This is a genomic window from Mycobacterium colombiense (genome assembly GCF_001953985.1).
Lineage (GTDB): Bacteria > Actinomycetota > Actinomycetes > Mycobacteriales > Mycobacteriaceae > Mycobacterium > Mycobacterium colombiense_B.
This window is the reverse complement of record NZ_MBEI01000069.1, coordinates 63,105-84,895: the sequence shown is the minus strand read 5'-3', so window position 1 is coordinate 84,895 and position 21,791 is coordinate 63,105. Positions and strand designations below refer to the sequence as shown.

At 66.7% G+C, this 21,791-nt stretch carries 21 protein-coding genes; 12 read left to right on the top strand and 9 right to left on the bottom strand.

The window, feature by feature from the left end:
• Positions 1 to 15 precede the first annotated feature (15 nt).
• The 9 genes from dnaB to A5732_RS22050 all read right to left on the bottom strand — a co-directional run bounded on the left by dnaB (position 16) and on the right by A5732_RS22050 (position 9,199).
• Complete coding sequence (gene dnaB, locus A5732_RS22095; protein ID WP_007771724.1) at positions 16 to 1,392, bottom strand: replicative DNA helicase; 1,377 nt, start codon at positions 1,390 to 1,392, stop codon at positions 16 to 18.
• 531 nt (positions 1,393 to 1,923) lie between these two features.
• Complete coding sequence (rplI, locus tag A5732_RS22085; protein WP_076054518.1) at positions 1,924 to 2,382, bottom strand: 50S ribosomal protein L9; 459 nt, start codon at positions 2,380 to 2,382, stop codon at positions 1,924 to 1,926.
• A 30-nt stretch (positions 2,383 to 2,412) separates the two neighbouring features.
• On the bottom strand, positions 2,413 to 2,667 hold the full coding sequence (gene rpsR / locus A5732_RS22080; protein ID WP_003874730.1) for a 30S ribosomal protein S18: 255 nt from the start codon (positions 2,665 to 2,667) through the stop codon (positions 2,413 to 2,415).
• A 43-nt stretch (positions 2,668 to 2,710) separates the two neighbouring features.
• Positions 2,711 to 3,235, bottom strand: a complete 525-nt coding sequence (locus A5732_RS22075; RefSeq protein ID WP_065056525.1) for a single-stranded DNA-binding protein — start codon at positions 3,233 to 3,235, stop codon at positions 2,711 to 2,713.
• 126 nt (positions 3,236 to 3,361) lie between these two features.
• The gene (gene rpsF / locus A5732_RS22070) at positions 3,362 to 3,652 is read right to left on the bottom strand and encodes a 30S ribosomal protein S6 (protein WP_007771721.1); all 291 of its coding nucleotides are present in this window, start codon (positions 3,650 to 3,652) and stop codon (positions 3,362 to 3,364) included.
• 133 nt (positions 3,653 to 3,785) lie between these two features.
• Positions 3,786 to 4,427 (bottom strand): DJ-1/PfpI family protein, encoded by a 642-nt coding sequence (locus A5732_RS22065; RefSeq protein WP_076054520.1) that lies wholly within the window; start codon positions 4,425 to 4,427, stop codon positions 3,786 to 3,788.
• Positions 4,424 to 6,082, bottom strand: coding sequence for a glycosyltransferase family 87 protein (locus A5732_RS22060; RefSeq protein ID WP_076103301.1), 1,659 nt, complete (start codon positions 6,080 to 6,082; stop codon positions 4,424 to 4,426). The genes A5732_RS22065 and A5732_RS22060 overlap by 4 nt, the downstream gene beginning before the upstream one ends.
• Complete coding sequence (locus tag A5732_RS22055) at positions 6,079 to 8,619, bottom strand: transglycosylase domain-containing protein (RefSeq protein WP_081396080.1); 2,541 nt, start codon at positions 8,617 to 8,619, stop codon at positions 6,079 to 6,081. The genes A5732_RS22060 and A5732_RS22055 overlap by 4 nt, the downstream gene beginning before the upstream one ends.
• A 145-nt stretch (positions 8,620 to 8,764) precedes the next feature.
• Positions 8,765 to 9,199: a DUF5318 family protein gene (locus tag A5732_RS22050; protein WP_076103358.1), complete on the bottom strand. Its 435-nt coding sequence runs from the start codon at positions 9,197 to 9,199 to the stop codon at positions 8,765 to 8,767.
• A 119-nt stretch (positions 9,200 to 9,318) separates the two neighbouring features.
• On the opposite strand from A5732_RS22050, the gene A5732_RS22045 reads away from it, so the two are divergent.
• The 12 genes from A5732_RS22045 (at position 9,319) to A5732_RS21990 (ending at position 21,787) form a co-directional block, all read left to right on the top strand.
• Positions 9,319 to 10,197, top strand: a complete 879-nt coding sequence (locus A5732_RS22045; protein WP_076103300.1) for a DUF1707 SHOCT-like domain-containing protein — start codon at positions 9,319 to 9,321, stop codon at positions 10,195 to 10,197.
• A 157-nt stretch (positions 10,198 to 10,354) separates the two neighbouring features.
• Positions 10,355 to 10,897, top strand: coding sequence for a PadR family transcriptional regulator (locus tag A5732_RS22040; protein WP_003874738.1), 543 nt, complete (start codon positions 10,355 to 10,357; stop codon positions 10,895 to 10,897).
• 51 nt (positions 10,898 to 10,948) lie between these two features.
• The gene (locus A5732_RS22035; protein ID WP_064953519.1) at positions 10,949 to 12,046 is read left to right on the top strand and encodes an inositol-3-phosphate synthase; all 1,098 of its coding nucleotides are present in this window, start codon (positions 10,949 to 10,951) and stop codon (positions 12,044 to 12,046) included.
• A 205-nt stretch (positions 12,047 to 12,251) separates the two neighbouring features.
• Positions 12,252 to 13,379 carry an LLM class flavin-dependent oxidoreductase gene (locus A5732_RS22030; RefSeq protein WP_076103299.1) on the top strand — a complete coding sequence of 376 codons (1,128 nt, stop codon included), beginning with the start codon at positions 12,252 to 12,254 and terminating at the stop codon, positions 13,377 to 13,379.
• Complete coding sequence (locus A5732_RS22025) at positions 13,376 to 14,545, top strand: sulfotransferase family protein (RefSeq protein ID WP_076103298.1); 1,170 nt, start codon at positions 13,376 to 13,378, stop codon at positions 14,543 to 14,545. Before A5732_RS22030 ends, A5732_RS22025 begins: the two co-directional genes overlap by 4 nt.
• A 1-nt stretch (position 14,546) precedes the next feature.
• Positions 14,547 to 15,350: a sugar phosphate isomerase/epimerase family protein gene (locus A5732_RS22020; RefSeq protein WP_076103297.1), complete on the top strand. Its 804-nt coding sequence runs from the start codon at positions 14,547 to 14,549 to the stop codon at positions 15,348 to 15,350.
• Positions 15,347 to 16,561, top strand: a complete 1,215-nt coding sequence (locus A5732_RS22015; RefSeq protein WP_253189103.1) for a DUF1214 domain-containing protein — start codon at positions 15,347 to 15,349, stop codon at positions 16,559 to 16,561. Before A5732_RS22020 ends, A5732_RS22015 begins: the two co-directional genes overlap by 4 nt.
• A 15-nt stretch (positions 16,562 to 16,576) precedes the next feature.
• The gene (locus A5732_RS22010) at positions 16,577 to 17,491 is read left to right on the top strand and encodes an alpha/beta fold hydrolase (RefSeq protein WP_076054677.1); all 915 of its coding nucleotides are present in this window, start codon (positions 16,577 to 16,579) and stop codon (positions 17,489 to 17,491) included.
• 15 nt (positions 17,492 to 17,506) lie between these two features.
• Positions 17,507 to 18,319 (top strand): LLM class F420-dependent oxidoreductase, encoded by an 813-nt coding sequence (locus A5732_RS22005; protein ID WP_076103295.1) that lies wholly within the window; start codon positions 17,507 to 17,509, stop codon positions 18,317 to 18,319.
• A 117-nt stretch (positions 18,320 to 18,436) separates the two neighbouring features.
• On the top strand, positions 18,437 to 19,177 hold the full coding sequence (locus tag A5732_RS22000) for a GntR family transcriptional regulator (protein ID WP_076054535.1): 741 nt from the start codon (positions 18,437 to 18,439) through the stop codon (positions 19,175 to 19,177).
• A 49-nt stretch (positions 19,178 to 19,226) separates the two neighbouring features.
• Entirely contained in the window at positions 19,227 to 21,041 is a 1,815-nt protein-coding gene (locus A5732_RS21995; protein ID WP_076103294.1) for an ABC transporter substrate-binding protein/permease, read from the top strand.
• Positions 21,038 to 21,787, top strand: coding sequence for an amino acid ABC transporter ATP-binding protein (locus A5732_RS21990; protein WP_076054538.1), 750 nt, complete (start codon positions 21,038 to 21,040; stop codon positions 21,785 to 21,787). The genes A5732_RS21995 and A5732_RS21990 overlap by 4 nt, the downstream gene beginning before the upstream one ends.
• Positions 21,788 to 21,791: the final 4 nt, after the last annotated feature.

Below are 21,791 nucleotides of genomic sequence, written 5' to 3'. Positions count from 1 at the left end.
GAACTTGGACCTACGTCACCGCGCCATGTTGGTGAATCGCGACAGGTGCAGCTGGTGCGCGACCGTCACCGTCTTGGTGGGGCCGTTGCGGTGCTTGGCGAGAATGAAATCCGCCTCTCCCCCGCGCGGGTCGTCGCGCTCGAAGGCGTCCGGCCGGTTCAGCAGGATCACCATGTCGGCGTCCTGCTCCAGCGAGCCCGACTCGCGAAGGTCCGACAGCATCGGCTTCTTGTCGGTGCGCTGCTCGGGACCGCGGTTGAGCTGGCTGATCGCGACGACGGGGACCTCGAGCTCCTTGGCCAAAAGCTTGAGGTGGCGCGAGAACTCGGATACCTCGAGCTGCCGCGACTCGACCTTCTTGCCCGACGACATCAGCTGCAGATAATCGACCACGACCAGACGCAGGTCGGATTTCTGCCGCAACCGGCGAGCCTTGGCGCGGATCTCCATCATCGTCAGGTTCGGCGAGTCGTCGATATATAGTGGCGCCTCGCTGATTTCGCTCATCCGCCGCGCCAGCCGCGTCCAGTCTTCGTCGCTCATGCGACCGGACCGCATGTCGGCGAGCTTGATCTTCGCTTCCGCCGACAGCAGCCGCATGACGATCTCGGACTTGCTCATCTCCAGCGAGAAGATGACGCTCGCCATGCGGTGCTTGATCGAGCACGAACGCAAAAAATCTAATCCAAGGGTGCTTTTGCCCACTCCAGGTCGAGCCGCCACGATGATCATCTGCCCGGCGTGCAGGCCGTTGGTCACCTCGTCGAGCTCGGTGAAACCGGTCGGCACGCCGCGCGCGACGCCGCCGTTCGAGGCGATGGCGTCGATCTCGTCCATGGTCGGCTGCAGCAGATCCTCGAGCGGAACGAAATCCTCCGACGTCCGGCGCTCGGCCACCTCGTAGATCTCGGCCTGCGCGCGGTCGACCACCTCGGCGACGTCGGCGCCCTCGGCGCCCGCGTAGCCGTACTGCACGACCCGCGTGCCGGCCTCCACGAGGCGCCGCAGGAGCGCCTTCTCCGCCACGATGGTCGCGTAGTAGCTCGCGTTGGCCGCGGTCGGCACCGTCGAGATCAGCGTGTGTAGATACGGTGCCCCGCCGATGCGGCGCAGCAGGTTGCGGCGGTCCAGCTCCGCGGCGACCGTCACCGCGTCGGCCGGCTCGCCACGCCCGTAGAGGTCGAGGATCGCGTCGTAGACATTCTGATGAGCGGGGCGGTAGAAGTCGCCGGGCCGCAGCCGTTCCAGGACATCGGCGATGGCGTCCTTGCTCAGCAGCATGCCGCCCAGCACCGCCTGTTCGGCCGCCAGGTCCTGCGGTGGCTGACGGCCGAAGTCCTCGCTTGGCGGCGAGGAATCCATGCCCGACGCCAAGTCATCGACGACCGCCACGGATTCCCTCCTCCCCTGATTCACGCATCCGAACATACATTCGATAGTGGACCTCGAGCGTAAGTCAAGGTGCTGACAACCTGCGCTGCAGAGCACCCGAACGCCCGGCGCCGGGACGACGTTAAACGTTGCTGGCTAGTACGCAAAGGGGGTGCTGTTTATGAAGCTGTGCATCGTGTGTGCATATCCGTCGACACCTGTGTTGAGCGGGGTGTGGAGAACCTGTGGATTAATGCAAAGGGCAAGGACATCAGTGCAGATACCGGCCATACAACGCCATGGAATTCGTGTGGACAAGAATCTCTACGGCGTGTCGGGCCAGGTTACTGCCCCGGGCGTGTTGGCTTTCGGCCGTGTTTTCCCAGCGTTACGAGCCGGTAAAGCACCCTGGCGAAATGCACCCCAGAAATAGTTCGCCAGGGACCCCGTCCGCGATCCTTGTCAGCGGAGTGCGGCCGCGTGCCCGCAGCACAACGAAGCCCGGCGGCGGCCGATCGGGCCACCGCCGGGCTTCGAGCAAATGTCGGGTGCTTAGCTCTGCGCGACGACCTCGAGCGCGACCTCGACGTCGACCTCGGGGTGCAGGTGCACCGCCACCGGGTGGGTCCCGACGGCCTTGATGTGCGCTTTGGGCAGCCGCACGATCCGCTTGTCCAGGTTGGGGCCGCCGGCCTTCTTGATCGCCGCGACGACATCGCTGGCCGTCACCGAGCCGAACAGCTTGCCGGAATCGGCCGCGGTCTTCACCGGCAGCGAGACCGGGCCGAGCGCCTCGAGCGCCGTCTTGAGTTCGTTGGCATGCCCGAGGTCGCGGACCGCCTTGGTTTCGCGGGCCCGGCGGATATCGTCGGCCTGCCTCTGCGCGCCGCGGGAGGCCACAATCGCCAAACCGCGCGGGAGCAGGAAGTTACGGCCGTAACCATCCTTGACCTCGACAGTGTCGCCGACGGTACCAAGGTGGTCGACGTCAGCCGTCAGAATCAGCTTCATCGTTTCGTACTTTCGGTAGGCCTGCGGCGACTATCGCGCCGAGGAGGTAAAGGGCAGCAGCGCCACTTCGCGGGCATTCTTCACCGCAATGGCGATGTCACGCTGGTGCTGCACGCAATTGCCGGTAACGCGACGCGCACGGATCTTGCCGCGCTCGCTGATGTACGTGCGCAGCAGCGCGGTGTCCTTGTAGTCGATCGCTTGATCCTTCTTCGCGCAGAAGACACATTTCCGTGCCTTGACCGGCTTTTCCGGAGCCGGCCGCCGCTTGTTGGACTTGGCCATGTCTGTTTTTCTTTCCGTTCTCTATTACTGAAGTCTTTTCAAATCAGAAGGGCGGTTCGTCGTCCCCGCCGCCGAACGAGCCCGATGCGGGGGCACTGCCCCACGGGTCGTCCGCGGGCGCGCTGCTCGCCGGCGCGGACTGCTGGCGGGATCCGCCGCCGCCGCCACCGCCGAAGCCGCCGCCACCACCGCCACCGCCGCTGCGGCTGGCCTTGTTGACTTTGGCTGTGGCATACCGCAGCGAAGGGCCGATCTCGTCGACCTCGACCTCGAAGACGGTGCGCTTCTCACCTTCACGAGTCTCAAAAGAGCGTTGCTTGAGCCGGCCCGTGACAATCACCCGGGCACCACGCGTGAGGCTTTCCGCGACATTCTCGGCGGCTTCCCGCCAGATGTTGCACCGCAGGAACAGCGCCTCACCGTCTTTCCATTCCCCGCTCTGGCGGTCGTAGATCCGGGGGGTCGACGCCACGGTGAAGTTCGCGACGGCGGCACCCGACGGGGTGAACCGCAGTTCGGGGTCGGCGGTCAGGTTTCCAACAACGGTGATAGTGGTGTCACCAGCCACAGTTTCCTCCTCGTTCCGACCTGTTCCTCGCCGCTCGGGTGGTGGGTGTCATGAGCCTACTTTCGCTGAGCTCTCCACAGCCTAAGCAGGTGCGCCGACGAGAAGCACGCGACGCAGCCAAGGCTGTTAGTGCTTGTCGGTGCGCATCACCTTGGTGCGCAGTACCGACTCGTTGAGGCTGAGCTGGCGGTCGAGCTCGGATACCGTCGCCGGCTCGGCCTTCAGGTCGACGACGACGTAGATGCCTTCGGCGTGCTTGGCGATCTCGTAGGCCAGCCGGCGCCGGCCCCAGATATCGACCTTGTCGACGGATCCACCATCCTTGCGGACGACGTTGAGGAACGTCTCCAAGGACGGGGCAACGGTGCGCTCGTCGAGCGTGGGGTCAAGAATGACCATGATTTCGTATGGACGCATGGAAACCTCACCACCTCCTCTGGTCTGTGCGGCCACGGACGTTCCGTGGCAGGAGGGTCGCCTGCGTCGGCAACCGCATCAGGGTACCGGATAGCGGGCTGACCAGAAAAATCCGGCCGATTGGGCAACCTCACTACTGCCGGGCGGCCAAGAATTCGTCGGCCCGCGCCACCGTCGCGGGATCGGCCTTGGCGAACGCGCCCGAGTCGAAGGGCGGCTGCGGGTCATATTCGATGAGCAGCTGAGCCGCCTGCGCGGCCTCGCGATCGACGAGCAGTTCCACCAGACGTAGGGCCATATCGATGCCGCTGGACACCCCTGCCGCGGTGATGATCCGCTGCGGCAAGTGTTCGACGACTCGCTCCGGCACGTAGCGGGCGCCCAAGCCGTTGAGTAGGTCGGCGGCCCGCCAGTGCGTGGTGGCGGTGAGCCCGTTCAGCAGACCGGCCGCGGCCAGCAGCAGGGCGCCCGTGCACACCGAGGTGGTGAACGTCGTGTTGGGGTGTACCGCCTGCAGCCACGCGCGGATGGCCTCGTCGTGAACGAGCTGCCGGGTGCCGATGCCGCCGGGGAACACCACCACATCGGGTGTGTCCACCTCGTCGAAGGTGGCGTCGCAGCTGACACCGAGCATTCCGTTCTCGGTCCGCACCTCACCGCGCTGGTGCCCGACGAACACGACGTCGATCGACGGAATGCGTTGCAACACCTCGTAAGGGCCCACCGCGTCGAGTGCGGTGAACCGCGGGAAGATCGGGATGGCGACCTGCGTCACGGCGCCACTCCGCTGGCCACCGCGGGTTGCTCCTCGGCGTCGTGGGATTCCGAGACGCTCGAGCGGCGCGAACCAGCCGGTCGCAGCCAGTCCGGCACCCACCCGGGCGGCGCGTCAGGTGCACGGTCGAACGGTCCGCCCGCCGGATCGTCCACCCGGCCGCCCCAGCGCACCAAATCCTCACCGGGCCGATAGATCTGGCGAATCACCAACGCGCACAAAACGATAACCGCGATGTCCCGCAGCAGCACGGTGGTGGTGAAGAACTGTTCGGGCAGCGAGCGGTTGGGGTTGCCGTACAGGAAATACATCCGCGGCACCCACACCACTGCGTCGACGGTCATCCACGCCAGCAGTAGCCGGCGATGCGGGAGCGCGAGTACGGCCAGCGGCACCAGCCACAGCGAGAACTGCGGGCTCCACACCTTGTTGGTCAGCAGGAAAGCGGCGACCACCAGGAACAGCAGCTGCGCCACCCGTGGCCGTTGCGGGGCGGTCAGCACGATGAATGCGATTGCCGCACAACACGCCACGAACAGCACGGCGACGACGGTGTTGAGCACCGTCGGCGGCTGCCAGAACCCGAGCTTGGGATCGAACCCCCGCCAGCCGGTGAACGACTTGATCACGTTGTACACCGAGTCCATGTCCTCGCCGCGACGCGTGTTGAGCCGGAAGAACTCCGACCAGCCGCGCGGAAAGAACACCAGCACGGGCAGATTCACCAACAACCAGGTCATCCCCGCTGCCGCCGCGGTGCGGGCACACGCACGCAGACGTCCGGTCCGGATTCCCAGCAGCAGCATCGGGCCCAGGAACAGCAGCGGATACAGCTTCGCCGCGGCACCCAATCCGATCAGCACCCCGGCCAGCACCGGTTTTCGGCGTGCCCAGGCCAGGAGCCCGGTCATCGCGAAAGCCGTTGCCAGCGCGTCGAAGTTGGTGAATATCTGAAAGATCAGTATCGGGGAGCCGGCCACCAGGGCCGCATCCCAGATCCGTCGCCCGGCCAGGCCGGCGCTGGCCCAGACGGTGGCCAGCCAGGCCAGCGCCAGGCCGAAAGCCGCGATATCAAAGAACATCACCACCTCGGCGACCACCGGCAGCGGCGCGAGCTTGCTCAGCGCGGTGTAGGTCTTGGCCAGCGCCATCGACACGTACTGGTAGATCCCGGTCAGCACCGGATACTCCATGTAGCGCACCGCGGGCTGGCCGTCGTAACGGATCTGCTGGGCGCCGGTCGAGTCGGTCTCGACCCAGCTCGACTTGTAGGGAAACTTGCCCTGGCTCAACAACTCTGCGCCGTACAGCGGCACGGTGTCGGAGTAGCACAGCTCGTAGTAGGCGCGCTGGTTGTCCCAGTTGGCCACCCGCTGGTCGGCGGTCCCGGTGCCGGTGCTCTGCAGACAGGCCGCCTTCGTCGACCAGCCGAGCGCGAGGAGCACCAGCGCGATCAAGAACATCACCCGCACCGGGGTCATCAGCCGGGAGCGGCCGATCAGCGCGTGCCGGCCGACCGGTCCGCCGACGACGTCGGCGAGCGCGGCACCCAGAAAGTCGGTGCGGCTCGGGCAATCTCGGTTGTCGGCGCTGCGCAGATCCGCGGCGAGCCGCTGCGGTGAGGTAGTCGCGCCCTGCTCCGCGGCGTCGGTCACGGTGGCGGCGGCGGCGCTTGGGGTCCACCCGGCGGGACGCCACCACCCGGCGGGCCACCAAACGGCGGGCCACCAAACGGGCCACCAGGCGGGGCGCCGAACGGGCCACCAGGCGGGCCACCCGGCTCCGGGCCACCCGGCGGGCCGGCGGGAGCCGGTGGCGCCGCGGTGATCGTCGTGGGCGGACCGACGGGAATGGTGATGCCCGGCGCCACTTCGATGGTGGGCTGGATGACGGTCTCCGACGGCGGCGGGGGCGGCGGGGGTGCCGCGGGCACGCCCGCGTAACCGCCGATCTCGGTCGGCTTGGGGAAGGATTCGTTGGACGTGCCCTTGAGCGCGCCGTCCATGGTGGACTTCCAGATGTCCGACGGCAGCCCCGAGCCGTAAACCGGTCCGCCCGAAGCCGTTACCAGCGGGCTATCGCCCTTGGCGGTGCCCACCCACACCGCCGTCGACAGCGACGGCGTGTAGCCCACCATCCAGGCGTCCTTGTTCGAGGTGGTGTCACCGAGCTGGGTGGTGCCGGTCTTGGCCGCCGACGGCCGGCCGCCGGCCAGGGCGTGGCCGCGCGAATAGGAGGCGATCGGCACCATGGCCGCGGTGGTGTTGTCGGCGACGGCCTTGGGGATGCGCTGCTCGGTCTTGTTGTCGGAGTTGGCGGCGTCGAATAGGACCTGGCCGTCGGAGTTGACGACCTTCTGCACGAAGTGCGGACGGTGATAGACGCCGGAGGCCGCTAGCGTGGCGTACGCCGAGGCCATGTCGAACACCCGGGTTTGATACTGGCCCAGCACAACTCCGTTGTTGGGTGGTCCGCCCTTGCCGTCCTCGGACAGGGTGTGGTCGACGCCGGGGAAGCTGGTCGCGATGCCGGCTTGGTGCGCTGCGTCGGCGACGGCCTGCGGGCCGCCCTTCAGCTTGAGCATCAGCCGGTAGTAGGAGGTGTTCAACGACATCTTGAGCGCCTGGGCGATGTTGCAGGTCCCGCAGCTCTCGCCCTCGACGTTGGTGATCTTGATGCCATCGACGGTCAGCGGCGAGCTGTCCACCTGGAAGCCCAGGCCGATCCCCTGCTCGAGCGCGGCGATGAGGCAGAACACCTTGAACGACGACCCGGTCTGCAGCCCGGCCTGAGCGAAGTCGAACCCGTTGGCGTCGGTGCCGCCGAAGTAGGCGCGTATCGCGCCGTCGTGCGGATCGACCGACACTGCGGCCGAACGCATATCGGGGTCTTGGCCGTCGAGGTACTTCGACACCGCCTTCTCCGCCGCCTGCTGGGCCTTCGGGTCGATGGTCGTGGTGACCTGCAGGCCCTGGGTGTTCAGAGTCCGCTCGTCGATGTTGAACAGCTCCATCAACTCTCTGGTCACCTGGCGTTCGATCAGCCCGTTGGGCCCGGTCGTCTGGTTCTGCGCGCGCGCCTGATCCGGCGGCACGGTCGGCGGGAACTGCTGCGAAGAACGATCACTCGAAGCCAGCGCCTTGGTTTCCACCATGCCGTCGAGCACCCACGCCCAGCGGGCACGCGCGCCCTGCGGATCGACCGCCGGGTCCAGCGAGGACGGGCGCCGGATCAGCGCGGCCAGCAGTGCGCCCTCGGAAACCGTGAGCTGCTCGACGGGTTTGTTGAAGTAGGCCTTGGCGGCGGCCGAGATCCCGTAGGCGCCCCGGCCGAAATAAATGATGTTCAGATAGGCCTGCAGCACATCGTCTTTCGACCACTCCCCCGACATCTTGGTGGCGATGACGAGTTCCTTGGCCTTGCGCATCAGGCCGCTGACCCCGTGCTGGGCCGAACCGACCAGCGCGTTCTTCACATACTGCTGGGTGATCGTCGACCCGCCCTGCAGATCACCGCTGCCGAAGAGGTTGTTGTTCACCGCGCGCACGAAACCGCTGAAATCGAACCCCGGGTTCGAGTAGAAATTGCGGTCTTCGGCGGCGATCACCGCCTGGCGCACATGCACGGGAACTTGGTTGATGTTGACGTCGACCCGATTGCCCTCCGGCGGGATGATCTTGGCGATCTCTGACCCGTCGCTGGCCAGGATCGTCGAAACCTGGTTGGTGCGAAGGTCACCCGGCTTGGGGATGTCGACGATGAAGTAGGCCATCGCGAACGTGACGATCGGCAACAGCACCAGCACGGCCGCGCTAATGTACGCCCCTCGCCGCACCCACAGCCAGTTGATCTGCTCGGTCCAGGCCCAGTCGCGCCAGGGTGGGACGGGCAGCCCGCCGGGACCGGCGGGTCCTCCCGGGCGTCCGGGCCGCCGGGGCGGTGGGGGCGGCCCACCCGGTGGACCACCACCGAGGCCGGCCCGCTCGCGCCGGGCGGCCGTCGGGCCCCGGCCGTCCAGTGCGGCCTTGACCTCGTCGAGCGCGTCCCGTCGCGAGGGGGTCGACGGGGGGCCGGCCAGCGCGGCCTTGACTTCCTCGATGGGATCGGAGCGCCGGGGCGCCCGGTCGTCCTGGACCGGCGGCAGGATCGTCGTCAGCCGATCGTCGGGCGGGGCCTTACGGCGGCGGTTGATCGTCGGCGGCGCCTCTCGGCGTTCGGGATCCCGACGACCGGCGTCCGGACGGTCGGGCTCCGGGCGCTTGTCAGAACTCTGATTGCCTACATGCTCAGTCGCTGGACCACGTTGGTCGCCGGACGACTGGTTGTGGCGTCCTTCGTTATTCAATGGCCGTGCGGGCGTTGTCGCGCGCCGTCCGCGTGCGTCCGGTGCCTCTGGGAGGAGGCGCCGTGCGCGCCGCGCCGAGCACATAGGACTTGACGAGATGGTTCCAGCTGCAGGTCCGGCAAACCTCAACCACGTGGACGGCGAACTCCTCGAAGCGGGTTGCCAGCATCACCAATTCTTCGGCCGTGCGCGCCGAGCCAGACACGGCACCGAGGTGCTCGCCGAACACCCACGACACCAGCGTCAGCTGCTCCTTGCGGCAGATCGGGCACATGACCTGACTCGGTTTGCCGTGAAACTTGGCGGCGCGCAGCAGATACGGGTTCGCGTCACAAACCTCGGACACACCGGTGCGGCCCGAGTACACCTCGGACAGCAGTGAGCGCCGCCGGAGCGCGTAGTCCACCACTTGTCGCTGCAGTCGCACGCCCACCAGAGTACGTCGCCATCCCGACCAGTGATACGCAACGTTCCGTGGCGGTCCGTGCCGGGCAATCGGGAGTGGTTTCTGCGCCAAACCGGCCTCGGACTTCTACGATCATCCCCGTGGCGAAATGGCTCGGGGCACCGCTGGGAGGCGGGGTGACGACGACGACCCGCGCCAAGGACAGCGACCGCCAAGACACCTGCACGGTCCTCGATGACGCCCTGGCCGACGGCGAGCTCTCCGCCGAAGAGCACCGGGAGCGGGTCAGCGCGGCCACCAAGGCGGTGACGATGGGCGATTTGCACGCCCTGGTGACCGACCTGCAGATCAACGCCGGGCGGCAACTGCCCGCCCTCGACTCGCGGCCCAAGCTGCCTCGAGTCGGCGGGTGGGGAGTGCCGGCCGCCGCCTTCGTGGTGTCGGTGTTGCTGGGAGTGGGCATCGGCTGGGGGCTGTACGGGAACACGCGCTCGCCGCTGGACTTCACCACCGATCCCGGGGCCAAGCCCGACGGAGTCAGCGCCGTGGTGCTGACGCCGCCCACACAGCTGCACTCGGTCGGCGGCCTCACCGGGCTGTTCGAGCAGATGCGCAAGCGTCTGGGCGACACCGTCGGCTATCGGTTGGTGATCTACCCGACCTACGCGGTGTTGGACCGCCAGGACCCCTCCGACGACCGCCGGATGCTGGCCTACACCTACCGCGGCGGCTGGGGCGATCCGACCAGTTCGGCCAAGAGTTCCTCGGACGCGCCGGCTCCCGTCGACCTGAGCAAATTCGACGTGACGAAGACCGTCGGCATCATGCGCGGCGCCCCGGAAACGCTGCACATGAGGCCGTCCGACGTGAAATCCACGTACCTGATCATCGAGCCGGCCACCGACCCGACCACACCGGGTGCGCTCTCGCTGTCGCTCTATGTCTCGAGCGATTACGGCGGCGGGCATATCACCTTCGCGGGCGACGGCACCGTCAAGCAGATGAGTCTGCCCACGTAAAGCCCGGTCCCGGGGGCTTATTTCACACCTTGCACTGTGACGAACGACAAACCAACAGTCAGTGGTGTTGTGGCTAATATATCGAGACGATACGATTGCGCGAGGCGTCGAACCGTCGTAACCAGCCACGCAAATCTTTTTCAGGGAGGTGATTCGATTGCTGGAGCTCGCCATCCTGGGTCTCCTGATCGAGTCGCCCATGCACGGCTACGAGTTGCGCAAGCGGCTGACCGGTCTCCTCGGTGCGTTCCGGGCGTTTTCGTACGGATCGCTCTACCCCGCCCTGCGGCGCATGCAGGCCGAGGGGTTGATTGCCGAGGATGCCGCCCCGGCCGGGACGCCGGTCCGGCGGGCCCGGCGCGTCTACCAGCTGACCGACGAGGGCCGCCGGCGCTTCGGTGAGCTGGTGGCCGACACCGGTCCGCACAACTACACCGACGACGGCTTCGGGGTACACCTGGCGTTCTTCAACCGGACTCCGGCAGAGGCGCGGATGCGCATTCTGGAAGGCCGCCGCCGTCAGGTCGAGGAACGACGGGAGGGCCTGCGCGAAGCCGTTGCGCGGGCCAGTAGCTCGTTCGACCGCTACACCCGTCAGCTTCATCAATTGGGGCTCGAGTCCAGTGAGCGCGAAGTCAAGTGGCTCAACGAGCTCATTGCTGCGGAGCGGGCTATGCCCGGCCTCTCCGAGCAAACGTAAATCCCTGCACAACCCAGCATCCCAGTGGTTAGAGGTTAGGAGAACGCCCATATGAGTGAGCAGAACGCGCCGCAGGCGTCGACGGAGGTACGAGTCGCCATTGTCGGCGTCGGTAACTGCGCGTCTTCGCTGGTTCAGGGCGTGCAGTACTACTACGACGCCGACGCGAACAGCACCGTGCCCGGCTTGATGCACGTGAAGTTCGGTCAGTACCACGTCCGCGACGTGAAGTTCGTCGCGGCGTTCGACGTGGACGCCAAGAAGGTGGGCTTCGACCTGTCCGAGGCGATCTTCGCGTCGGAGAACAACACCATCAAGATCGCCGACGTGCCGCCCACCAACGTGACGGTGCAGCGCGGCCCGACGCTGGACGGCATCGGCAAGTACTACGCCGACACCATCGAGGTGTCCGACGTCGAGGCCGTCGACGTGGTCCAGGCGCTGCGCGAGGCCAACGTCGACGTCCTGGTCTCCTACCTGCCGGTCGGCTCCGAAGAGGCCGACAAGTTCTACGCCCAGTGCGCCATCGACGCGGGCGTGGCGTTCGTCAACGCGCTGCCGGTGTTCATCGCCTCGGACCCGGTGTGGGCCAAGAAGTTCGCCGACGCCGGCGTGCCGATCGTGGGCGACGACATCAAGAGCCAGGTCGGCGCGACCATCACCCACCGCGTGATGGCCAAGCTGTTCGAGGACCGTGGCGTGCAGCTGGACCGCACCATGCAGCTCAACGTCGGCGGCAACATGGACTTCCTCAACATGCTCGAGCGCGAGCGCCTGGAGTCCAAGAAGATCTCCAAGACGCAGGCCGTGACGTCCAACGTGCAGCGCGAGTTCAAGACGCGCGACGTGCACATCGGCCCGTCCGATCACGTCGGCTGGCTCGACGACCGCAAGTGGGCCTACGTGCGGCTGGAAGGCCGCGCCTTCGGTGATGTGCCGCTGAACCTGGAGTACAAGCTCGAGGTGTGGGACTCGCCGAACTCCGCGGGCGTCATCATCGACGCGGTGCGTGCCGCCAAGATCGCGAAGGACCGCGGCATCGGCGGCCCGGTGATCCCGGCGTCGGCGTACCTGATGAAGAGCCCGCCGCAGCAGCTGCCCGACGACGTCGCGCGCACCCAGCTCGAAGAGTTCATCATCTCGGGCTAAGGCCCGACGTTCGACCGGTCGCCTGCGCCCGGATTTCCGACACGGTAGCGCTCCGGACCATTAGGTGTGGCTTCGAATGCGCTGGCCCATGTGCTAGCGCTTTCTCGAATTACCTAATGGTCGGGGTGCGAACCGATCGGGTCGGTGCGGCGCAATCGCCAAACCATCGACACGATGCTGTGCAGGTGCTTAGCATCATGTCTCGATGACCGTTCAACCCGCAGCGTTCCTGCGCACCACTCTCCCCCTTGACCTGTCCGGGCTCGCGGGACTCGACAGCGGCCGGTACCACTCAATCTGGCTGCCCGACCACATGGTCAGCTTCTGGCCGGACTCGATCTGGACTCCCGAGTTCACCGACCTGGCCGCCGCTTCGCCATCGCCGCACCGCCACCTGGACGGGCTCGCGGTGGCCGCGGCGGCGGCCGTGCTGACCGAGCGGGTTCCGCTGGTCAGCGCCGTGGTCGACACCGTGCGCCGCCATCCCGCGATGCTCGCGCAGACGGCGCTGACCATCGATCACCTCGCCGAGGGGCGTTTCATCCTGGGGCTGGGCAGCGGCGAGAGCGAAAACACGCTGCCCTACGGCTTCGACTTCTCGCGTTCGGTCAGCCGCTTCGAGGAAGCGCTGGCGGTGATCCAGTTGCTGTGGCGCAGCGACGGCCCGGTCGACTTCGACGGCCAGTTCTATTCGCTGCACCATGCCCGCCTGGATACCGAACCCTACGAGGGTCGGGTGCCCCCCATTTGGATCGGCGCCAGTGGCCCACGGATGCTCGACATCGCGGGCCGGTACGCCGACGGGTGGTGGCCCGCGGGCGCCTGGACACCCGAGCACTACGCCCAGATGCTCTCCGCGGTAAGGGCATCCGCAGACCGCGCCGGCCGCGACCCGATGGCGATCACCCCGTGCTTCATCCAGGTGTGCCTGATCGGTGCGGATGACGCCGCCCTCGCCGAGATCCTGCGGGCTCCCCTGGTCAAGGCCTTTCTGCTGCAGGTCTCCGCAAAGACGTTGCACGACTTCGGATTCGAGCACCCCATGGGCGAGGGCTGGCGCGGATTCCAGGACATCGACCCCGCCGTGCTCACCCGGGAGCGGATCGTGGAGTTCCTGGACAAAGTGCGACCCGAGATGGTCCTGGCCGTCGTACCCCATGGCACGCCGAAAGAGGTCGCCAAGATCGTCAAGACATACGTCGACGCCGGCCTGCGCGTGCCCAAGATCCTCGACTACGGCGCCATGGCCGGCGTGAAATACGCGCAGGTTTCGGCGGCCAACGTCCGCGCGGCCGAAGACGAACTGGTGCGGCTCTGTGGAGACCTGTCGTGACAACACGTTTGGACGCCGCGGAGATGCTCGCGGCCGCCGAGGCGGAGACCGGGCTGCGCGACTACGGCGATCCCACCCTGCCCGAGCGCTTCGCCGTCGCCGTCGACCACCTCAACGGTCTGGGCATGGATGCCGACGGCCGTTTCGAAGCCGCGCAGGTGTGTCGTTGGCTGCTGACGTCGCGCCTTGAACTCATCGAAGACCGCAACCGCTACCCGATCGGTGCTGAGGTGATCGAGTCGCCGATGTTCGTCACGGGCGAACCCCGTTCGGGGACAACACTTATGCATGCCCTGATGTCCGTCGACCCGCAGGCCCGCGCGCTGCGGTTCTGGGAGGTGATGTATCCCTCCCCGCCGCCGGGGCTGGCCTCACCCGATGACGACCGCCGGGCGCGCGCCGACGCGGACTGGCGTGAGATCAACGCCAAGATGCCGAAGTGGTTGCACAGCCACCCCTACAACGACATGCTGGGCGACGGTCTTCCCGAAGACGAGCGCACCTGGGCATTCGACTTCCGGGTGATGACGCCGACCGCGTGGTGGCGGGTGCCCATGCAGTCCCTGGTCGGCGGTCTGGCCACCGACCCGGCCGCGCAGTACCGGCTGCACAAGGCCATGCTGCAACAGCTGCAATACCAACGACCCCGAAAGTACTGGGTGCTGAAGGGGTTTCACGGCTTCCGGCTCAAGGAGATGTTCGACGCCTACCCCGACGCCACCCTGGTCTGGCTGCACCGCGACCCGGTACAGGTCGCGGCCTCACGCACGATGATGATGGCCGACATCGCCGAAGGCATGGTCGGTTCCGTCGACCTGCACGCCCTGGCGAAGATGCATCTGGAGTTGACGCGCGATGGCGTCGCCAACACCATGACCAACCCCATGGTGGACGATCCGCGCATCCTGCACATCCGATACACCGACTTCGTCGCCGATCAAATCGCAACGGTCCGCCGGTATTACGAGTTCGCCGGACGCAAACTCACGCCTGAGGCCGAATCGGCGATGCGCGACTACCTGGCCAACAACCGCGGCGACCGCTACGGCAAGTTCCGCTACTCCACCCAGCTGCTGATCGACATCGGCGAAGACCTCGACGCGCTGCACGCCGAATTCCGGCCATTCCGTGAGCGATTCGGTGTCGAGATCGAAACCCGGGGCTGACGTGACGGCGCCGCACAAACGCCTGTCCGTCCACGACGTCACCTTCTTCGGCGCGCCGCTGGCCGAGGTGGCACAGCATTGGGCGGCCCTCGGTGTGTCGCGGCTCAGCGTCTTGGACAGCGAGCTGCTCGACCCCCAATTCCCAAAGCTGGTGCAGCGCAACACCTACACCGTGGAGGCGGTGTGCCACATCTTCGGCGGTGGCCGGCTCGATACACCGCCGACCACAGCACGGGATGCGCTGCTGGCGGTGATCGATGCCGCGGCCGCAGTGGGCGCACGGGTGGTCTACATGCTCACCGGCGGCCGGGGCGCATTGACCTGGCCGCAGGCCGCCGACCGCTTCAGCGCCACGATCGCTCCCTGCGTCGAGCACGCAAGGCAGGCGGGGGTGGCGCTGGCGATCGAGAACGCGTCGAGCCTCTACGCCGACATTCATCTCGCGCATACCCTGCGCGATACCGTCGCGCTGGCCGAGATGAGCGGACTCGGAATCTGCATCGAGCTGTTCCACTGCTGGGCGGAAGGCGATTTCGAAGCGATGGTGCAACGGGCACTGCCACGAACCGAGCTCATCCAGCTCAGCGATTACGTGCTGGGTGACCGGGCGCTCCCGGGTCGCGCGGTGCCCGGCGACGGCGCGATCCCGCTTGAAGCGTTCGTCGCCCAGGCTCTGGCCGGCGGCTATGCGCACGGATTCGACCTGGAACTGATCGGGCCCCGCATCGACACCGAGGGCCGCCTGCGAGCGGCGCGGCGCGCCTGCGACGTCGTCGGCGCGATGCTGAACAGATTAGGCGCATGACGATGGGTTTCGGCGACGGCCCCGACGACGCGGCACTGCAATCGGCGTGGACCGAATTCTGCGCCCAGCTCGAGCGCGCGGGCCGGCAGGTGTTCAAAGACGCCAACCCTGCTGCCGCATCACAGCGCGTCGACGCGTACCGATTTCTCACCCAAAACCTCGGCCAGGCTTTCGATTTGGCGCTCGAGACCCGCGACACCGGCTACCCGGTGCTGCACGCCTTCTGCGGACCTACCCGCAAGCTCGGCGGGGACTGCGCCGACTTCACCTATCAACAGGCATGGATCGACGGGCACTCCGCCTACCGGCTCACCGGCACCCGCGGCACCTCACGCTTTTTCAACGTCACCGTGCAGGGACGACGCACGCCCGGCCCGGGCGTCCTGCACGAGCCATTCGGCGACACACCGGAGGCCAACCTGCTCGGCCACCAACTCGACATCGGTGAAGACGGGCGGTTCGAGGTTTACATCGGAGGCCCCGAACGCGCGCCGCACTGGCTGCCCACCACGGCGGAGTCCCGAAAACTGTTCATCCGCCAGGGTTTTGACCGCTGGGACGAGTCGCCGGCCCAGCTGCGCATCGAACGCGTCGACATGGCCTCCCCCAAGCCGTTGCCCACCCCCACCGACATGGTCGACGCGATGCGCTGGGCCGGCGATTTCGTCACCGGCCTGATGTCCGATTGGCCCGAATTCCCCTTCACCTACGGCGGCGTCGACGCCGAGCACCCCAACACGTTCCCGCGCGTCGGCGCCAGCGACGCCGACACCAAACGCGGCCGGGCCGCCGCCAACATGTACTGGGAGCTGGCGGCGGACGAGGCGCTGATCGTCGAGTTCGACGCCCATGACGGGCTGTGGATGTTCACCAACATGGGTGTCTTCTTCAACAGCATGGACTACCTGTACCGCCCCGTGAGCTACACGCCGAGCCGCACCAAGGTCGACCGCGACGGCCGCATCCGCCTGGTTATGGCTCACCGTGATCCGGGCGTGCACAACTGGCTGGACACCCAGGGCTTCGAGCGCGGCAACCTCACCTACCGGCACATGCTCGAGGGCGAACCCGCGGTGCTGGACACCCGGGTGGTCAAGCACGACGCACTGCTCGGCGCCCTGCCCCGGGAAACCGCCATGGTGAGCGCGCCGGAGCGCGCCGCCGCGATGTGGCAGCGCTTCCATGGTGTTCGCCGCCGCTACGTCCTATAGCTAGTGTCAAAGATCGTGACCGAGATCTCCGAAGACGAACTGGCCGGGCTGTCCGAATTCTCGTTGCTGTCCGAGAACGCCGAGCAGGCCGGAGTCTCCGGTCCCCTGCCCGACGCCGAGCGCGTCGAGTCCGGCACGGGCGAAAGCAAAATCAGCGCGCTGCGCTGGGGCAGCACTCCCCCACGGATCGTGTTCGTGCACGGCGGCGGGCAGAACGCGCACACCTGGGACACCGTCATCGTCGGCCTCGGCGAACCCGCCCTGGCGGTCGACCTTCCCGGTCACGGCCACTCCGCCTGGCGCGAGGACGGCGACTACTCGCCGCAGCACAACGCCGACACCTTGCTGCCGATCCTGCGCGAACACGCCGCGTCGGCCGACCTCGTCGTCGGCATGTCACTGGGCGGACTGACCGCGATCCGGCTGGGCGCGGTGGCGCCCGAACTGGTCAACGAACTAGTGCTGATCGACGTCACCCCGTCGGCGCTGCAACGGCATTCCGAGATGACCAAGGAGCAGCAGGGCACCGTGGCTCTGATGCACGGGGAACGCGAGTTCCCCAGCTTCCAGGCCATGCTCGACTTGACGGTCGCGGCGGCGCCGCACCGGGAGGTGAAGGCTCTGCGCCGCGGGGTGTTCCACAACTCGCGCAAGCTGGAGAACGGCCAGTGGACGTGGCGCTACGACGCCATCCGCACCTTCCCCGACTTCGCCAGCCTGTGGGACGACGTCGACGCATTGTCCGCCCCCGTGACGCTGGTGCGCGGTGGCACATCGGGCTTCGTCAGCGACGACGACGCGGCCGAGCTAGCCCGTCGCGCAAAGAATTTCCGCTCCGCGCACGTCGTGGAGAATTCGGGCCATTCGGTGCAAAGCGACCAGCCGCGCGCGCTGATCGACCTTCTGCGTGGAGTGCTCGACGCACGCTGAGCCTACGGTGGGGTTATGACTTCTGAGTTCGGAATCCGTATCGGTGTCCAACTGCAGCCGCAACACGCTCCGCAATACGGCCAACTGCGCGATGCCGTGCGCCGCTGCGAGGACATCGGCGTCGACATCGCCTTCAATTGGGATCATTTCTTCCCGCTCTACGGCGATCCCGACGGTGCGCATTTCGAATGCTGGACGATGCTCGGCGCCTGGGCCGAGCAGACATCGCGCATCCAGATCGGCGCGCTGGTCACGTGCAACTCCTACCGCAATCCGGAGCTACTGGCCGATATGGCCCGCACCGTCGATCACATTTCCGACGGCCGGCTCATCCTCGGCATCGGTTCGGGTTGGAAACAAAAGGACTACGACGAGTACGGCTACGAATTCGGCACCGCCGGCAGCCGCCTGGACGACCTGGCTAAAGCACTGCCCCGGATCAACGCGCGGCTGGCCAAACTGAACCCGGCTCCCACCCGCGACATCCCGATCCTCATCGGCGGCAAGGGCCCGCGAAAGACATTGCGCATGGTCGCCGAATACGGCGACATCTGGCACGGCTTCACCACTGTCGAGACCTATCCGGCAGCGGCGGCTGTGCTGGAAGAACATTGCTCCGCCGTCGGGCGTGACCCGTCCACCATCGAAAGGTCGGCCGGCGTAGAGAACAACAGCGGCGTGCGTCGCGGCGAGGGCCTCGACGGGCTGATCGCCAACGCCGAAGGCCTCACGGCCCTGGGCGTGACGCTGCTGACCGTCGGCGTGAATGGTCCGGACTACGACCTGACCGCCGCCGAAGCGCTATGCAAATGGCGCGACAGCCGGTAAACCGGCCGCACCGTATTCAAAGTTCATCGGTCAAACACCTAAACGCGCGCGTCAATTCGTGAGAAACTCTCACCGCTAGATGGCCGAACCGGGTGTGAAAGAGACTGAAACAAAAAGATGCCGAAGAAATACGGGGTCAAAGAAAAGGACCTGGTTGTTTCGCACATTCTCCACCTGTTGTTGACCGGGAAGCTGCGCACTGGGGACCGTGTCGACCGCAATGAAATTGCGCTGGGCTTGGGAGTGAGCCGGGTGCCCATTCAAGAGGCGCTGGTCCAACTCGAACACGACGGCATTGTGTCCACGCGTTATCACCGTGGCGCGTTCGTCGAGCGGTTCGATGAGGCCACCGTCCTCGAGCACCATGAGCTCGACGGAATGCTCAATGGGATCGCGTCCGCCCGCGCGGCGACCAGTCCCACGCCAAGGATCCTGGGACAGCTCGACACGCTGGTGCGTTCGCTGCGCACGGCCAAGGATTCGCGCGCCTTCACCGACATCGCCGCCGAATATCGGCGCACCGTCAACGAGGAGTACGCCGGCCCGCGGCTGCTTGCCACGATCCGTGCCTCGCAGAATCTCATCCCCCGCCTGTTCTGGACGACCTATCAGAGCGGGCGCGACGAGATGCTGCCGTTCTACGAAGACGAGACCGCGGCGATACAGCGGCGCGACCCCGAGGCCGCGCGGGCCGCGTGCGTCGACCGCTCCTATCTGATGGCCCAGACCATGCTGGCCGAACTGTTCCGGCGCCGGGTCTTCATCCCGCACGACGACGTCGGTCGGGTCGTTCCCGGCCCGCTGCGGGTGGTCGCCGACCCGGACACGATCCGCGACGAAGCATCCCTGGTGCTGTGAACCGACGCTGAGCGGGCCGGGTCGCCGTTCGGTCGTTACGGTGACACTGATGAATTCGCGCGTGGGCCGGCACACCGAGCGCCGCGGAAGGGCATTCGGCCTGGCCGCGACCGTCCTGATGGTGTGCGGCCTCGTGCTGGCTGGCCCGGTCGCGCCGGCGGCCGCCGACTGGAACCAGTGCGCACCGGCCGGCGTGGACAGCGCGCGGACCCTGCCCAAGGACCTGACCCAGAGCCCGACCACCGGCGAGGATGACCGGGACACCACGGCGTCGGTCGAGCCGCTCGGCGCGGTCGACGTCGGCGCCCTGGGTCTCGGCGTGCCGGGTGTCCTGACCGTGGGCACGCTGTCGGACGCCCCACCCAACATCTGCATCAATCCCACTGGCGAATTCAGCGGCTTCGACAACCAACTGCTGCGCGCCATCGCCGACAAGCTGGGTCTGCAGGTCCGCTTCGTCAGCACCGACTTTTCCGCGCTGCTCGCCCAGGTGGCGTCCCGGCGGTTCGACGTCGGCTCGGCAGCGGTGAAAGCGACCGACGCCCGCCGGCACACCGTCTCGTTCACCAACGGCTACGACTTCGGGTTCTATTCGCTGGTGGTTCCGCCGGGTTCGGCCATCCACAAATTCAGCGACCTCGCCGCCGGCCAGCGGATCGGCGTCGTGCAAGGCACCGTCGAGGAGTCGTACGTCGTCGACGTCTTGCATCTGCAACCCGTGAAATATCCGGGCTTCGCCACCCTGTACGCCAGCCTGAAGTCCCGCCAAATCGATGCGTGGGTGGCGCCGGGGACGCTTGCGGCGACCGTCATTCGCCCGGGCGATCCGGCGGTGGTCGCCGCGAATACTTACAGCCCAGGCAATTTCGTCGCCTATGCGGTCGCCAAGGACAACAAGCCGTTGATCGACGCGCTCAATTCCGGGCTGGATGCCGTCATCGCCGACGGCACGTGGGCGCACCTGTACAGCCAATGGGTGCCGCGGACGGTGCCGCCCGGCTGGAAACCCGGCTCCAGAACCGCGCCCATCCCCAAGCTGCCGGACTTCGCAGCGATTGCGAAGCAACACCGCTCGCCCGCCGGTCCGCCCGCCCCGAAGTCGGCGCTGGCCCAGTTGGGTGATTCGTTCTTCGACTGGGGCATGTACCGGCAGGCCATTCCCATACTGTTGACCACCGGTCTGCCGAACACGTTGATCCTGACCAACAGCGCCCTGGTCATCGGCCTGGCGTTCGGGATGGTGTTGGCGATGGCGGGGATCTCGCACCGGCGCTGGCTGCGCTGGCCGGCCCGGGTGTACACCGACATCTTCCGGGGCCTGCCCGAAGTGGTGATCATCTTGCTGATCGGGATGGGTATCGGCCCGTTGGTCAGTGGGCTGACCAACAAGAACCCCTACCCGCTCGGCATCGCCGCGCTGGGATTGATGGCAGCCGCCTACATCGGCGAGATCCTGCGCTCCGGCATTCAGAGCGTCGATCCCGGACAGCTGGAAGCGTCCCGGGCGCTGGGCTTCAGCTATGTCACCGCGATGCGGCTGGTGGTGGTGCCGCAGGGCGTCCGCCGCGTGCTGCCCGCCCTGGTCAATCAGGCCATCGGGCTGTTGAAGGCCTCCGCGCTGGTCTATTTCCTCGGCCTGATCGCCGATCAGCGAGAGCTGTTCCAGGTGGGACGAGACCTCAACGCGCAGACCGGGAGCCTCTCGCCGTTGGTGGCCGCGGGTCTCTTCTACCTGCTATTGACCATCCCGCTAACGCATTTGGTGAACTACATCGACACCCGGCTTCGTCGCGGCCGCCGCGCCACCGCGCCGGAGGACGACGCCGACCTGCTCGCGACTACGTTCGGCCAGGAGATCACGTGACCTTCGGCATCCACGGGCGTGCGTCAGTTTCGCTGGCGGCCAAAGCCGTTCACCAAACCCTGGGCGGAAGTAAGGTGCTGCGCGGCGTCGATATCGAGGCACCCGCGGGCACCACCGTGGCGATCATCGGGCCGTCCGGTTCGGGCAAGTCGACACTGCTTCGCACGCTGAACCGCTTGTATGAGCCTGACAGTGGCGACATCCTGCTGGATGGCCGATCGGTGCTGCGCGATGATCCCGACGAGTTGCGCCAGCGCATCGGCATGGTGTTCCAGCATTTCAATCTCTTTCCGCACCTCAGCGTCCTGGCCAACGTGGCGATGGCACCACGAAAGTTGCGACGGCTGCCCTCCGACGAGGCCCGCGACCTGGCGATGACGCAGCTGGATCGAGTTGGCCTGAAGCACAAGGCCGATGCCCGTCCCAACATGTTGTCCGGCGGGCAACAGCAGCGCGTGGCGATCGCCCGCGCGCTGGCCATGGGGCCGCAGGTGATGTTTTTCGACGAGGCGACCTCGGCGCTGGATCCCGAAATGGTCAAAGGAATACTGCAACTCATTGCCGACCTCGGCGCCGATGGCATGACAATGGTTGTGGTGACGCACGAAATGGGTTTCGCGCGGTCGGCATCCGACGCCGTGGTGTTTATGGATCACGGCAAGGTCGTGGAATCGGGCCCTCCTGAGCAGATTTTCGACGCCGCGGAGACCGAACGGCTGCAGCGGTTCTTGTCCCAAGTGCTTTGATCGC